This window comes from Falsibacillus pallidus, from assembly GCF_050990905.1.
GTDB classification, from domain to species: domain Bacteria; phylum Bacillota; class Bacilli; order Bacillales; family DSM-25281; genus Falsibacillus; species Falsibacillus pallidus_A.
The window spans coordinates 3663283-3677061 of the sequence record NZ_CP158866.1 but is presented as its reverse complement, the minus strand read 5'-3'; the positions used below and the strand labels follow the sequence as shown (position 1 = coordinate 3677061).

General features: G+C 47.4%; 13 protein-coding genes. 8 read left to right on the top strand and 5 right to left on the bottom strand.

Annotated elements, in window-relative coordinates:
* Positions 1–78 precede the first annotated feature (78 nt).
* The 3 genes from atpD (at position 79) to ABTV07_RS18920 (ending at position 5220) form a co-directional block, all read left to right on the top strand.
* Positions 79–1497 carry a F0F1 ATP synthase subunit beta gene (gene atpD, locus ABTV07_RS18930; RefSeq protein ID WP_433745366.1) on the top strand — a complete coding sequence of 473 codons (1419 nt, stop codon included), beginning with the start codon at positions 79–81 and terminating at the stop codon, positions 1495–1497.
* Between the two features lie 23 nt (positions 1498–1520).
* Positions 1521–1925 (top strand): F0F1 ATP synthase subunit epsilon, encoded by a 405-nt coding sequence (locus ABTV07_RS18925; protein ID WP_114745928.1) that lies wholly within the window; start codon positions 1521–1523, stop codon positions 1923–1925.
* A 1933-nt stretch (positions 1926–3858) separates the two neighbouring features.
* Complete coding sequence (locus ABTV07_RS18920) at positions 3859–5220, top strand: amino acid permease (RefSeq protein WP_433745364.1); 1362 nt, start codon at positions 3859–3861, stop codon at positions 5218–5220.
* Between the two features lie 140 nt (positions 5221–5360).
* On the opposite strand, the gene ABTV07_RS18915 is transcribed toward ABTV07_RS18920, so the two are convergent.
* From ABTV07_RS18915 to ABTV07_RS18895, 5 genes are all read right to left on the bottom strand, one after another.
* A complete protein-coding gene (locus ABTV07_RS18915; protein WP_433745362.1) occupies positions 5361–6026 on the bottom strand; it encodes a DUF2642 domain-containing protein in 666 nt (221 codons plus the stop codon).
* 13 nt (positions 6027–6039) lie between these two features.
* Entirely contained in the window at positions 6040–7392 is a 1353-nt protein-coding gene (locus ABTV07_RS18910) for an arsenic transporter (protein WP_433745359.1), read from the bottom strand.
* A complete protein-coding gene (locus tag ABTV07_RS18905) occupies positions 7385–7543 on the bottom strand; it encodes a hypothetical protein (RefSeq protein WP_433745357.1) in 159 nt (52 codons plus the stop codon). Before ABTV07_RS18905 ends, ABTV07_RS18910 begins: the two co-directional genes overlap by 8 nt.
* Positions 7544–7580: 37 nt before the next feature.
* Positions 7581–8519, bottom strand: coding sequence for a hypothetical protein (locus tag ABTV07_RS18900; protein ID WP_433745354.1), 939 nt, complete (start codon positions 8517–8519; stop codon positions 7581–7583).
* Between the two features lie 67 nt (positions 8520–8586).
* Positions 8587–9078 (bottom strand): hypothetical protein, encoded by a 492-nt coding sequence (locus ABTV07_RS18895; RefSeq protein ID WP_433745352.1) that lies wholly within the window; start codon positions 9076–9078, stop codon positions 8587–8589.
* A gap of 220 nt (positions 9079–9298) precedes the next feature.
* Between ABTV07_RS18895 and ABTV07_RS18890 the strand changes: the two genes are divergently transcribed.
* From ABTV07_RS18890 to nuoH, 5 genes are read left to right on the top strand one after another with little or no spacing between them, the layout of a single operon-like run.
* The gene (locus ABTV07_RS18890; RefSeq protein ID WP_433745350.1) at positions 9299–9673 is read left to right on the top strand and encodes an NADH-quinone oxidoreductase subunit A; all 375 of its coding nucleotides are present in this window, start codon (positions 9299–9301) and stop codon (positions 9671–9673) included.
* Positions 9674–9684: 11 nt separating this feature from the next.
* Positions 9685–10161, top strand: a complete 477-nt coding sequence (locus ABTV07_RS18885) for a NuoB/complex I 20 kDa subunit family protein (RefSeq protein WP_114746011.1) — start codon at positions 9685–9687, stop codon at positions 10159–10161.
* A 2-nt stretch (positions 10162–10163) separates the two neighbouring features.
* Positions 10164–11681 carry an NADH-quinone oxidoreductase subunit C gene (locus tag ABTV07_RS18880; RefSeq protein WP_433745347.1) on the top strand — a complete coding sequence of 506 codons (1518 nt, stop codon included), beginning with the start codon at positions 10164–10166 and terminating at the stop codon, positions 11679–11681.
* Positions 11675–12775: an NADH-quinone oxidoreductase subunit D gene (locus tag ABTV07_RS18875; RefSeq protein ID WP_433745344.1), complete on the top strand. Its 1101-nt coding sequence runs from the start codon at positions 11675–11677 to the stop codon at positions 12773–12775. The genes ABTV07_RS18880 and ABTV07_RS18875 overlap by 7 nt, the downstream gene beginning before the upstream one ends.
* Positions 12775–13779, top strand: a complete 1005-nt coding sequence (gene nuoH / locus ABTV07_RS18870) for an NADH-quinone oxidoreductase subunit NuoH (RefSeq protein ID WP_433745342.1) — start codon at positions 12775–12777, stop codon at positions 13777–13779. The genes ABTV07_RS18875 and nuoH overlap by 1 nt, the downstream gene beginning before the upstream one ends.

The following is a 13779-nucleotide window of genomic DNA, read 5'->3' as shown; positions in this document are numbered from 1 at the left end:
GCTGGCTGATCGGAGCACGCATCCCGCTGCCATTTCCAATGGACATCATGTCCAAATAGCTGGGTAGGAGGGAAAATGATGAACAAAGGACGCGTTCTACAAGTTATGGGTCCAGTTGTTGACGTCAAGTTTGAAAGCGGCCATCTTCCTGCAATCTACAATGCGTTAAAAGTCGAAAGCCAAGCAACAGCTACGGATGTTGCCATCGATTTAACGCTGGAAGTTGCCATTCACCTTGGCGATGACACAGTACGTACAATTGCCATGTCATCTACTGATGGATTAAAACGTGGTTTAGATGTAATCGATACAGGAGCTTCAATTTCTGTACCTGTAGGGGATGTAACACTTGGACGTGTATTCAACGTACTAGGTGAAGCAATCGACTTGAAAGAAGATGTTGCTCCAGAAGCTCGCCGTGATTCCATTCACAGACTAGCTCCTAAGTATGAGCAGCTTTCTACAGAAGTTGAAATCCTTGAAACAGGAATCAAAGTTGTTGACTTGCTTGCACCATATATCAAAGGTGGTAAGATCGGTCTCTTCGGTGGTGCCGGTGTAGGTAAAACGGTATTGATCCAGGAGCTTATCAACAACATCGCTCAAGAGCACGGCGGTATCTCAGTATTCGCTGGTGTAGGTGAGCGTACTCGTGAAGGTAACGACCTTTATCATGAAATGAGCGATTCAGGCGTTATTTCAAAAACAGCAATGGTATTCGGACAAATGAACGAGCCTCCTGGTGCACGTATGCGTGTTGCCTTGACTGGTTTGACAATGGCTGAATATTTCCGTGATGAGCAAGGACAGGACGTATTGTTCTTCATCGATAACATCTTCCGTTTCACACAAGCAGGTTCAGAGGTATCTGCCCTACTAGGCCGTATGCCATCTGCCGTTGGTTACCAGCCGACACTTGCTACTGAAATGGGTCTATTGCAAGAGCGTATCACGTCTACTAACGTTGGATCTGTTACATCAATCCAAGCTGTATACGTTCCTGCCGATGACTACACGGATCCGGCTCCAGCAACAACATTCGCTCACTTGGATGCAACAACGAACCTTGAGCGTAAATTGACTGAGATGGGTATCTACCCTGCCGTTGATCCATTGGCATCAACTTCCCGTGCGCTTTCTCCTGAAATCGTAGGTGAAGAGCACTATGGAATTGCTCGTCAAGTACAGCAAACATTGCAGCGCTACAAAGAATTACAGGACATCATCGCGATCCTGGGTATGGATGAGCTTTCTGACGAAGATAAGCTTGTTGTACAACGTGCCCGCCGCGTACAGTTCTTCTTATCTCAAAACTTCCACGTTGCAGAACAGTTTACTGGTCAAAAAGGATCTTACGTGCCTGTGAAAGAAACAATCAAAGGCTTCAAAGATATCCTTGCCGGCAAATACGATCATCTTCCAGAGGATGCCTTCCGTCTAGTGGGCCAAATCGAAGACGTGATCGAAGCAGCGAAAAAGATGGGTGTAGAAGTATAATATAGGGACCTGGAGGGTTAAAAATGAAGACCATAAAAGTCAGTATCGTTACTCCCGATGGCCCAGTGTATGAATCCGATGTGGAAATGGTAAGTACAAAGGCTCAAAGTGGTGAGCTTGGAGTGTTACCAGGACACATTCCAATGGTTGCTCCATTACAGATCGGTGCTGTCCGCTTGAAAAAAGCAGGCAAAACTGAGTTAGTTGCAGTAAGCGGCGGCTTCTTGGAAGTCCGTCCAACACAAGTAACGATTTTAGCACAAACAGCTGAAACGGCTGGAAGCATTGATATCGAGCGTGCGAAAGAAGCGAAAGCCCGTGCAGAGCAGCGCCTATCCGGAAACAAATCCGACGTAGACGTCAAGCGTGCCGAGTTGGCCCTTCGCCGATCCACAAACCGTATCAACGTTTTCGAAAACCGCATCTAATAAAAATCCCCTTCACATTGTGTGAGGGGGTTTTTTCGTGTATGGCATAGCAGCTGCCGGCGCCACAGTCCTTGTACTGTGGCGTTTTTTGGTGGATGGCGTGTAGTGATTAGGTGGCCATTTCGGATGAAGATAGTGCAATTTTTAGGTAGCGATCCCCTGGAAAAAGGAGAAAAGAGCAAATTTGATGAAAACCTCATTTGGTTGGTCCGATTTTTCACTTTGTTTGGTGGAAATCAGGGGAAAATGCTTCGGAAGAGCCGATCTGTGCTGAGGGAGAGGCGAAAATCGAGTGAAATCAAGTGAAATCAAGGGGAAATGGGCTTCTGAGATGGCCTTATGCGCGAAAAGTTGGGGGCTATGCGCCACTTTCAGGTGCTTATGAACCAAAATCCACCACCTTTGCGCGAAAGCATGGCGCTTATGCGCGAGAATAGGCATCTTATGCGCCGGTGCCCCCAGTGCCCCCAGTCCCCCCGGTCACCAGCATGAGCGCAGGAATTTTGCTAGACCAGCCATGATAAAAAGAGAAAAGAGCCAATTTGATGGAAAACATCATTTGGTTGGTCCGATTCTTCACTTTGTTTGGTGGAAATCAGGGGAAAATGCTTCGGAAGATTCGATTTGTGCTGCATGAGAGGTGAAAATCCAGGGAAAATGAGGGGAAATGGGCTTTTGAGACGGCTTTATGCGCGAAAATCTGGGGGCTATGCGCCACTATCGGGGGCTTATAAACCAGAATCCACTGCCTTTGCGCGAAAGCATGGCGCTTATGCGCGAGAACAGGCATCTTATGCGCCGGTGCCCCCAGTCCCCCCACCGGTGCCCACAACCCCCGGTCACCAGCATGATCACAGGAATTTTACTAGACCAGCCATGATAAAAAGAGAAAAGAGCCAATTTGATGGAAAACCTCATTTGGATGGTCCGATTCTTCACTTTGTTTGGTGGAAATCAGGGGAAAATGCTTCGGAAGAGCCGATCTGTGCTGCGGGAGAGGTGAAAATCCAGGGAAAATGAGGGGAAATGGGGTTCTGAAACGACCTTATGCGCGAAAACCTGGTGGCTATGCGCCACTTTCAAGTGCTTATGAACCAGAATCCAACGCCTTTGCGCGAAAGCATGGCGCTTATGCGCGAAAACAGGCATCTTATGCGCCGGTGCCCCCAGTCCAGCATGATCGCGGGAATTTTGCTAGACCAGCTATGATAAAAAGAGAAAAAGAGCCAATTTGATGAAAAACATCATTTGGATGGTCCGATTCTTCACGTTGTTTGGTGGAAATCAGGAGAAAATGCTACGGAAAATCCGATCTGCGCTGCGGGAGAGGTGAAAATCCAGGGAAAATGAGGGGAAATGGGGTTCTGAAACGACCTTATGCGCGAAAAGTTGGGGGCTATGCGCCACTTTCGGAGGCTTATAAACCAGAATCCACCACCTTTGCGCGAAAGCATGGCGCTTATGCGCGAGAATAGGCATCTTATGCGCCAGTGCCCCCACCGGTGCCCCCAACATTGCCCCGATTCCCCCATTCCAGCATGATCGCAAGAATTTTACTAGACCAGCCATGATAAAAAGAGAAAAGAGCTAATTTGATAAAAAACCTCATTTGGACTGTCCCACTCTTCATTTTGAAGAGTGTTAAAAGCCATTAATCAGTCTAATTTTGGATACTTCGGTAAAACTAAAAAAGCCTGCCGAACATAGAACAAGAAATTATGCTTATTTTAATGGAATAATGAGTAAATGATGCGTTTCTCTGGTTGATATTCTGGGTAAAAAGATAGAGGATAACCGGTAAATACATCAAGAGTCATCTGTTTTCTTTTTTTACAAAATTGAATATATTCGAAGAAATTGCTATACTAGAAAAACGAAAAGTTTGTAAACGCTTTATTTCTTAGTTGTGGAAACTTCAGACAGGGGTGGAAAGATGGACAATCAAGAACTTCATCGAGGACTGGAAGAAAGGCATATTACACTCATGTCCCTTGGGGCGTGTATCGGAGTCGGACTCTTCCTCGGTTCGGCCAAGACAATTGAACTTGCAGGACCAGCCATTCTATTGGCATATATCGTGTCAGGGGCCATCATGTTCATTATCATGAGGGCGCTCGGGGAAATGGCGATCCAAAATCCTGTAGCGGGTTCTTTCAGCCGCTACGCGAGAGATTACGTTGGTCCGCTTGCCGGATTTTTGACCGGATGGAACTATTGGTTCTTATGGGTCGTTACCTGTATGGCGGAAATCACAGCGGTGGGAGTGTACATGGAGCTTTGGTTCCCGAGCGTGCCGCGTTGGATCTGGGCGCTTGCTGCACTTGTCATCATGACAATCGTAAATTTGATCACTGTAAAAGCATACGGTGAATTTGAATTTTGGTTTGCTCTAATTAAAATCGTAGCTATTATTTTAATGATCATCACCGGATTTTTAATTATTCTTTTCGGGTTTGGAAATGGCGGCGTTGCGACAGGCATCAGCAATCTATGGACGCATGGAGGATTTGCCCCTAATGGCATTAAGGGAATACTCGCTTCGATGCAAATGGTCATGTTTGCATACCTTGGAATTGAAATGCTAGGGGTGACTGCTGGAGAAGCGAAGAATCCGGAACATACGATTTCAAGAGCCATCAATACAGTATTCTGGCGCATCCTGATTTTCTATGTCGGCGCACTGTTCGTTATCATGGCCATTTATCCATGGAACGAAATCGGGACAGGCGGAAGCCCATTCGTATTGACGTTTGAGAAAGTGGGGATTCCAAAAGCAGCCGGAATCATCAATTTTGTTGTATTGACTGCAGCCCTTTCAAGCTGTAACAGCGGTATCTTCAGTACAGGACGCATGCTGTTCAACCTGGCAGAGCAAAACCAGGCGCCAGCACCGTTGAAAAAAGTAAGCAAGACCGGAGTTCCGGCTATGGCTGTCATTCTTTCGGCTGGGGCATTGCTGATCGGGGTTGTCTTGAACTACTTGGTTCCTGAAAAAGTATTTACATGGGTGACAAGCATCTCCACGTTCGGTGCCATCTGGACATGGGCACTTATCTTGATAGCACAGCTGAGATACCGGAGAAGCTTAGGCAAGACAGAAGTCTCCAAAATTAAATTCAAAGCGCCGTTATGGCCGATCAGCTCATACATCGCGCTCGCATTTCTCGCTATGGTAGTCGTGCTGATGGGAGTATACCCAGACACAAGAATTGCTTTGGTCGTAGGACCCGTCTGGCTCATCCTCCTGATTGTCATCTACTTCGCCAAAGGAATGAACAAGCGAGACAATATATAAAATTCAGCACAAAAGGACCTGCCCGCAATAGCGGCAGGTCCTTTTAAGTTACTCAAGTAACACGGGTGGTGACAGTCACCACCCGAATCCTGTCGAAAAGTCAATCGGGAAGTGACTGTCACCACCCGAATCCTGTCGAATCAGGGGAGGTGCATGGTTTTGATGTGGTGCATGTTGAGGTAGCATTTTTCTTCACGCGCGGTGACGAGTTCGATGATGTTGTCTTCGAAGCGGTTGATCTTCCCGATGTGATGGAATGTGTCGCCGATGTTGAAGATGACAAGCTCTCCGACGAGTTTCTCAATTTGCACCTCATAGGTTCTTCCGAGTGTGAACGGCGCAGGGTTTACCGGCAGCTTCTGCTGATCCAACGCATATGGCGTCTGCTGATCGGTATAAGGAATGAGCCATTTCACATGCTGAATAGCAATCAGCATCGTTTTATAAACTGGTGAATAAAACACGAAGTAATTATTCATGACACTCGTGATATAACCGTGAAGGGGCTGATTCCCTGTGGTGTAAATCTCTGCGAATCGCCCTCTCGCGGCATTCAGCGTCTTGCGGAAGGAGAGTTCATTTTCCGAGTTAATACTTGGCGCACCAGGAGGGGATGAGACGGAATCCTCCTTGTCCGATTTACTGAAATATTGGATGTGTACAGAAGGGATGTATAAGAAATCTTCCCCGTTATACAAGACGACAATGTCACTTCCCACTTCCAGCAAAACGCCTTTCACAATTTTTTTTCCTGAAAGTTCAATGGTAATGGTTTCCCCGATAAAGGGTTGAATTAACTTGCTCATAGTATTCCTCCTATTAATATACAAACCACTCGATCCAATAATAAAGGCTGCACAAGCCGACAATCAGGCCGACTGGAATCACCAGAATGGTGACGCGGATGTATTTTCCCCACGTCATGGCAATCCCGTGTTCTTTCAGAAGATACATCCAGATCAGCGTGGCCAAGGTCCCGACAGGCGTCAACAGTGCCCCGATATCACTCCCCATGACAGTTGCCAAGTATGTGATTTGCGTCATATGCGGGGCAAGTCCCAAATCTGTGATGGCCAAAGTGCCGATCATGACGGCAGGGAGATTATTGAAAATGTTCGAAAACACTGTAAGAAGAAGACCCATGACCAGACTTGCCTGAAGTCCGCTTTCATGAACGTAATTTTGCAGATGGGTTGTCAGAAAGGTGTTCAATCCAACATTTTTCAATCCGTAGACGAGGACGTACATATTGAAAGCGAAAAGAAGGATATGCCAAGGCGTTTTTGTGATGATATCAAATGCCCCTTTTTTCATCCGGATCCATCTGGCGGCAATCATGAGAGCGGCACCGGTTAATCCGATCCATTCAATCGGTACGCCGAATGGGGATAGGACAAAGAAGCTTGTACGTGTTGCAATCACAATTACCATGCTCACTTTAAATAGGGGCCAATCGATCTTTGGCTGTTCATGTGCAGACAATGGGTGTGTATATTCATAGCGGCTGTTTCCTTCATTCCATTTGATAGGGACTTTGCGGATTTTCTTCGGAATGCTCCGGCGGAAAAGACGATAGAGAAGGGCAGCAATGACGATGATGGCCAGCATGGCTGGTACGAACATCATCTCAATGTAGCTGTTCAAGCTGAGTCCTACTATTTTCAGGGCGATCAGGTTGGATATGTTGCTGACGGCAATGGGGGCGCTGGCTGCAGTGGCAATCAAGGCTCCGGAAATAAAGTAAGGGGTCATCTGGTGAGGCTTTAGCTTTAAAAGTTGGACAGTGTGGATGATGATGGGTGTTGTGATCAGGATGCTGCCGTCATTATTGAAAAACAGGGTCATGAAGAAACAGAGAAGATTGATGTAAAGATATAATCTTATCCCGGATCCATTGGATTTTTGGACGATATTGACGGCAATCCATCGAAAGAAACCAATGCTGTCGAGAACGATTGACATGATGATCGTTGAAATAATGGTCAAAGAGGCACCGCTGACAATCGAAAAGATACGGGCAACATCCGCCAGAGGAACAATGCCCGCCAGTAAGACAATGAATGCACCGACGGAAGTGGGGACCGTTTCATTAAGGCCGAATGGCCGGGAAAGCATAACGAAAATCGTTAACGTAAAAACAGTAATCATAATGATTAAATTCAGCTCACCCATGATAGTGAGCCGCCTCAGCCGTTAAGGCGGAAGGTGTCGTGGCCGTAGGAATGGAATGCACACTTTCTGGTTCAGCCGGTTTTATAAACAGCAGATAGAAAAAAACACCGGACATGATGAAAAACATAAGGAAAAAAAGAACCATTAGCATACAAAATTCCTCCTTTCATAAAGGTTTGGAAGAGCAATCACCCTTCCTGTTCTCTTTGGAGCCGCTTTTCTTTAAGCTGCAGATACATTTTCTCTGCGTGCTTCATCAAAGAGTAATATTGATTTTCAAGCTGTAAATCACTTGGACTTTCGACTCTCGCTTCAGGAGCAGCCGGAATGTCTATGGGTTCGCTGGCTTCCGAATTTATAGATTCGTTTTCATCTGTTTTAGATGATTGCAAGGACTCTTCGAATTGAGCGAGATTCTTCTGTTTCTTTTTTCGCCTTTTGATATTGCTCTCCATCACAAATGGTTCAAAGTCATCGGCCATATAGGTTGGAGACTCAGGGTTTGCAGAAGCAGGGGTAGTTGTTGAAGGTTTTTGATAATAATTGAGATTGAGCGGAGGAAGCGGAGCTACATCGATGACTTCATTTGTACGTTTTTTCTCCTCTTTTTCTTGCTTAACCTCAGTGGATGATTGGTTCTTTTCTTCTTGCTTGTCTTCTTGTACTTTTTCTTGCTGCTTCTCTTCCTTTTTCTCTTCTTTCAGCGCCCCGATATAAAGCTGTGAAATATGGGATTTATTGATTAAAATGCTGTCTTCTTTGCTGAGAAGGACAAGGTGTTCGTCGTGGCTGCGGCTTAAAATTCCCTCGAAGACGTCTGCTCCACATTTCAAAGTGATCCACTGATACTGGCATTCCGCCAAAATATCATTGAGAGATTCACCCTGGATGAACTCGACTGTCGAGGCTTGCGGCTGATATTCCCTCGTATTCTTGGAAACCGCTAATATCTGCTCGAATTTTAAATAGTGGGATTGATCCTCCTCTTTTTCCAGGACTAAAAAATCCTCTTCCGCATAGGCCAATAATCCGTTGATTACTTCTCCATCTTTTAGAAAGACTTCGATCGTAAAACCCATCAATTCTTTAAGAGCATCTATAAAAGACAATTTCAATTCATTTTCCAATTTAGGGACCTCCTCATAAAATCTGCACACACTGATGGCTAAAATATACCTACAGTGTATGAATCCCTTATTTGGATTGTTTGTTGTCCTCTTTGTTTTCTTCCTTTTTCTCCTCTTTTTGGTCTTCTTTGTTTTCCACTTTTACACCATAGCTGACGCTTTTGATATGGAATAGGGCGATTCGCACCACTTCTTCATGGTGGACAATGGTTACGTAGTTTTCATTTACATCATCCAGTACGCCTTCCAATGCGTCATGGCCGCCTCTATTAATTTTGACCCATTGGTATTTCATTTGGCTGAGAAGTTCCCCGAACGTATCAGCTTTCAAATATGCTAGTGTTTCCGGCAATTCCATATTAAAATCGAGTCCTTTTTTCGCATTGTCGGTCATGCTTTTCACATGGTCATGCTTGTAGTAGACAACGCCGTCTTTCTCAGTCAAAAGTGTGAAGTAGTCATCTGTGCTTCCCAAGACCAAGCCGGTCCGCGCTTCGTGGCCGCCTCTATTGATTTTGACAACCTTTCCTTGCAGTCCTCTCATTAACTCTCCATTCATTTCTTTTTCCCTCCAATAAATATAAGCATTTTCACTGTAAGTATATGTGTCATGGGAGGACAAGGTACTATGGCAATAGCCTGTTTTCTAGCAAAATAGGTGAATATGCATAATCAAATTAGAAGAGTCTTCCGAGAAAAATCGAGCGGGATGAATAGGGTCGGACATCCTTACATATATATGAGAAAAGAATAGGCTGACGAAAGAAGGAGGGGAAGCATTGGATCTGCTCAATGTCTATAAAAATAGCACCATCATTCTTCTCATATTTTTAGTCCTGGGGCTTCTGCTGCCGATTGTGGCACTTAGCTTAGGGAGGATGCTCCGTCCGAGTGTGCGGAGCGAAGCCAAAGAAACGACGTATGAAAGCGGAATCGAGCCATTCCACGACTCCCGGGTGCAATTCAATGTCCGCTATTATATGTTCGCTCTATTATTTGTCATTTTTGATGTCGAGACGGTTTTTCTTTATCCATGGGCCGCTGCCTATAATCAACTCGGGCTGTTCGCGCTTGTTGAAATGATCATCTTTATCGCGATGCTTGCCATTGGTCTCCTATATGCTTGGAAGAAGAAGGTGTTGACGTGGATGTAAGTATTCAAGAAATGGAAGAAGTGAAACGGAATATATTTTTCTCATCCCTGGAGCAGCTGAAGGGCTGGGCGCGAAGCAACTCGCTTTGGCCGATGACATTCGGGCTTGCCTGCTGTGCCATTGAAATGATGGGATCGGGTTCTGCCCATTATGACCTTGATCGATTCGGGTCATTTTTCCGGACGTCCCCAAGGCAATCCGATGTCATGATCGTATCGGGAACGGTGACGAAGAAAATGGCGCCGATTGTCAAACGGCTTTATGATCAAATGCCTGAACCGAAATGGGTCATCGCCATGGGCTCCTGTGCAACGGCCGGCGGACCATACATAAAGTCGTACAGCGTGGTTAAAGGCGTCGATCAGGTCGTGCCGGTGGATGTCTATATCCCGGGGTGCCCGCCAAATCCGGCCGCATTGATTTATGGCATCAATAAACTCAAGGAAAAAATCCGCTATGAAGCCAAAACCGGGAAGAAGGTGAAGTAGCGGTGGTGCGGAAAAAAGGGAACAACAGCTTGAAAAAGCAGGCGGCTCGAAAAGCGAGGGAAAAAGCCCGCAAATTGAAGGAAGAAAAACAGCAAGCACTAAAGCTATTGAAAAGCGAAGAAAATAGATCGATAGAGGACGAGAAAGAAATCGAGAGAATCATAGATTGGCTGGAAGAACCCGAGGAAGAATCGGTAGAAGCAGAAGGTGAGGAAACGGCGGTCCAAAAGGAAACTCGGACCGAAACGCTGGAAGAGGGGCTCGATCTTCAGAAAAAGAAGAAAGCAGCAGCTGAAAAAGCCAAGGCTGAGGCATTGGCCAAAAAGCAGGCAAACAAGGAGAGAGACGCTTCTCAAAAGGTACCTGAAACAGATGCGGCGCTGGAGCGGACGTTGAATGAAGAAAAGAAAGAGCCTGAAGCTCCTTCGGTAAAAGAAGAAGCGGCCGATTCGCAGGAAAAACCATCTGGTGAAGTGGAACTCCACGAATCACCTGACGAAATCGACTTAGCGAAGCAAAAAGCCGCAGCAGCCGCCAAGGCAAAAGCAGCGGCCCTTGCACGGAAAAAAGCGAAAGAAGAGGCGCAGTCAGCGGAATCATCGAAGGAAGCTGTGGAGACAGAATCGCCAGCGGAATCAGATGACCTGGTGAAGCAAAAAGCGGCAGCCGCCGCCAAGGCAAAAGCCGCAGCCCTTGCTCGAAAGAAAGCGAAAGAAGCAGCACAAGCCGAAACAGGAGAAGCAGAATCAGCAGAATCTCCCGCTGAATCGGACCTGGCAAAACAAAAAGCCGCTGCCGTAGCGAAAGCAAAAGCTGCTGCTCTCGCAAAGAAAAAAGCGAAAGAGCTAGCAGAAGCTGCCGGAGCGTCTGCTGAGTCAGGGGCGACCGAAAGCCCTGAGGCCGACCTCAAGGAAGCAAAAGCCAAAGCGGTAGCAGCTGCTAAAGCGAAAGCAAAGGCGGCCGCCGCTGCAAAGGCGAAAGCCATGGCGAAAGGAAAGGATGACAGTGCGGAGGAAGGTGGCCAATCAGCACTAAAGGCTCCGTCGCCGAACCAGCCGCTCCTCGACGAATGCGCCAACGCCATCACGGCTAAATTTGGGAAGGCTGCGATTGAAGAAGCATCGATCAATCCTCTTTCCAAAGATGTACCGACCATCAAGGTCCAAAAAGGAGTCTATTATTCTATTATTTCACTTCTCAAATCAATGGATTACACCTATATGAGCGAACTGCATGCAACCGATTACGGCACGAATATGGAGCTGTATGTGTCCCTTTCCTCTTTTTCAGGCAAAAAGGATGTCGCCGTCAAAGTGGAGCTCGACCGAAGCAATCCCGAAGCGGAGTCCATCACTTCCCTATATCCAGGTGCAGAATGGCCGGAATGCGAAGTCTATGACCTGCTCGGGGTCCGCTTCACGGGCCACCCTGACCTCAGACGGATCTTCTTGGGTGAGGATTGGATCGGCTTCCCGCTCCGCAAGGACTATGAAGAAGCAGAGGAGGTGAGCGAATGGTAAGAACCGAAGAAATGATCTTGAATGTAGGGCCGCAGCATCCGAGCACACACGGTGTCTTCCGCCTGGTGCTGACGATTGATGGAGAGACGATCACTAAAGCAGAGCCAGTGATCGGCTACCTGCATCGGGGTACGGAGAAAATCGCCGAGAACCTGCAGTACACGCAGATCATCCCCTACACCGACCGGATGGACTACGTCTCGGCCATGACGAATAACTATGTCATCTGCCATGCGGTTGAAACGATGATGGCAATCGAACTGCCGGAGCGGGCCGAATTTCTAAGGCTTCTTGCCATGGAGCTCGGGAGGGTCGCAAGTCATCTCGTCTGGTGGGGCACGTACCTATTGGATATCGGTGCTGTAAGTCCATTCCTATACGCCTTCCGGGAGCGCGAGATGATCATCAATCTGCTCGCTGAACTTTCCGGGGCGCGCCTGACCTTCAACTATATGCGGATTGGCGGGGTGAAATGGGATGCACCGGACAGCTGGATCGATAAAGTGAAGGCGTTCGTCCCCCATATGCGGAAGGAACTGAAAGGCTACCACCAGCTGGTGACCGGGAATGAAATTTTCCTGAAGCGCTTAAGGGGCGTCGGCGTCTATTCGAAAGAAGAAGCACTGCAATATTCCCTTAGCGGCGCCAATCTCAGATGTACGGGGATCAATCGCGATCTGCGAAAAGATGAACCGTACTCCATCTACAATCGGTTTGACTTCGATGTCATCACCCGTGAAGAAGGGGACTGCCTTGCCCGCTATGAATGCAGGATGGCAGAAATCGAAGAGTCGTTGAAAATCATCGAGCAGGCAGTTGAGCAATTTCCGGGGGAAGGGCCGATTATGGCAAAAGTGCCGAAGATCGTGAAGCCGCCAAAAGGAGAGGCTTATGTGAAAATCGAGTCGCCCCGGGGTGAAATCGGCTGCTATATCGCCAGTGAAGGAAAAAAAGAGCCTTACCGGCTGAAATTCAGGAGGCCATCCTTCTATAACCTTCAAATTCTCCCAAAGCTCCTGAAAGGCCAGAATATCGCCAATGTCATTGCCATTCTTGGAGCCATTGACATTGTACTCGGGGAGGTGGACGGCTGATGGTGCAGGAGCTGTTGCATGGTGCACCGACGATAGGGAATGCGCTCGGATTTTTCATCATGGGTGTCATACTCCTCTTCGTTGTTTTGGGTTTTGTGACATACGCCATTTTGGCAGAACGAAAAGTGATGGGCTTCATGCAGCTGAGGCATGGGCCTAATCAGGTCGGGGGCAGATGGGGGCTTCTCCAGACCGTCGCGGATGTTTTAAAGCTGCTCCTGAAAGAGGATACCATTCCAAAGGCAGCGGACCGGCCGCTTTTTATCATTGCGCCTGTCATAGCATTTGCACCGGCATTCATGGTGCTCGCGGTCATTCCATTTACGGACCAGCTGCAGTTTGCAGATATCGGGGTTGGGCTCCTTTACTATATTGCCGTGTCGGGATTGACGACGATTGGCATCCTGACGGCAGGCTGGGGATCGAATAATAAATATGCCTTGTTGGGGGGCATGAGGGCGGCCGCACAGATGATTTCCTATGAAATCCCGCTCGTCATGTCTGTAATCGGCATCATCCTTCTTTCGGGAAGCCTGAACCTGCAAACAATCGTTTCGGCACAGGACAGCGTATGGTTCATTTTTTATCAGCCGATCGGATTCATTGTCTTTTTCATTGCATCCATCGCAGAGCTGAACCGGACGCCATTCGACCTGCCTGAAGCAGAATCGGAGCTTGTTGCAGGCTACCATGTGGAATACTCCGGGTTTCGGTGGGCCTTTTTTATGCTTTCAGAATATGTGTACCTGTTTGCCATGGCGGCATTGACGACCGTATTGTTCTTTGGCGGCTGGAGTCCGGCATTCCATCTTGATTTCATCCCCGGACCTATCTGGTTTGCTGTGAAATTCAGCATCATCGTCTTCCTGATGATCTGGCTGCGGGTGACCCTGCCGCGGCTCCGTGCAGACCAGCTGATGGAGTTCGGGTGGAAGGTCCTCCTGCCGATTGCGCTTGGAAACATTGTACTGACGGCTCTCCTGAAGGAATTATTGAACTTGTGA

Bases quoted from the DNA above. Each gene is read 5' to 3' on its own strand.
- ABTV07_RS18915 (WP_433745362.1), bottom strand. From the start codon at position 6,026: ATGAGCAAGTTAATTCAACCCTTTATCGGGGAAACCATTACCATTGAA.
- ABTV07_RS18885 (WP_114746011.1), top strand. From the start codon at position 9,685: ATGGAAGAAGTGAAACGGAATATATTTTTCTCATCCCTGGAGCAGCTG.
- ABTV07_RS18895 (WP_433745352.1), bottom strand. From the start codon at position 9,078: ATGAATGGAGAGTTAATGAGAGGACTGCAAGGAAAGGTTGTCAAAATC.
- ABTV07_RS18910 (WP_433745359.1), bottom strand. From the start codon at position 7,392: ATGGGTGAGCTGAATTTAATCATTATGATTACTGTTTTTACGTTAACG.
- atpD (WP_433745366.1), top strand. From the start codon at position 79: ATGAACAAAGGACGCGTTCTACAAGTTATGGGTCCAGTTGTTGACGTC.
- ABTV07_RS18925 (WP_114745928.1), top strand. From the start codon at position 1,521: ATGAAGACCATAAAAGTCAGTATCGTTACTCCCGATGGCCCAGTGTAT.
- ABTV07_RS18875 (WP_433745344.1), top strand. From the start codon at position 11,675: ATGGTAAGAACCGAAGAAATGATCTTGAATGTAGGGCCGCAGCATCCG.
- nuoH (WP_433745342.1), top strand. From the start codon at position 12,775: ATGGTGCAGGAGCTGTTGCATGGTGCACCGACGATAGGGAATGCGCTC.
- ABTV07_RS18905 (WP_433745357.1), bottom strand. From the start codon at position 7,543: ATGCTAATGGTTCTTTTTTTCCTTATGTTTTTCATCATGTCCGGTGTT.
- ABTV07_RS18920 (WP_433745364.1), top strand. From the start codon at position 3,859: ATGGACAATCAAGAACTTCATCGAGGACTGGAAGAAAGGCATATTACA.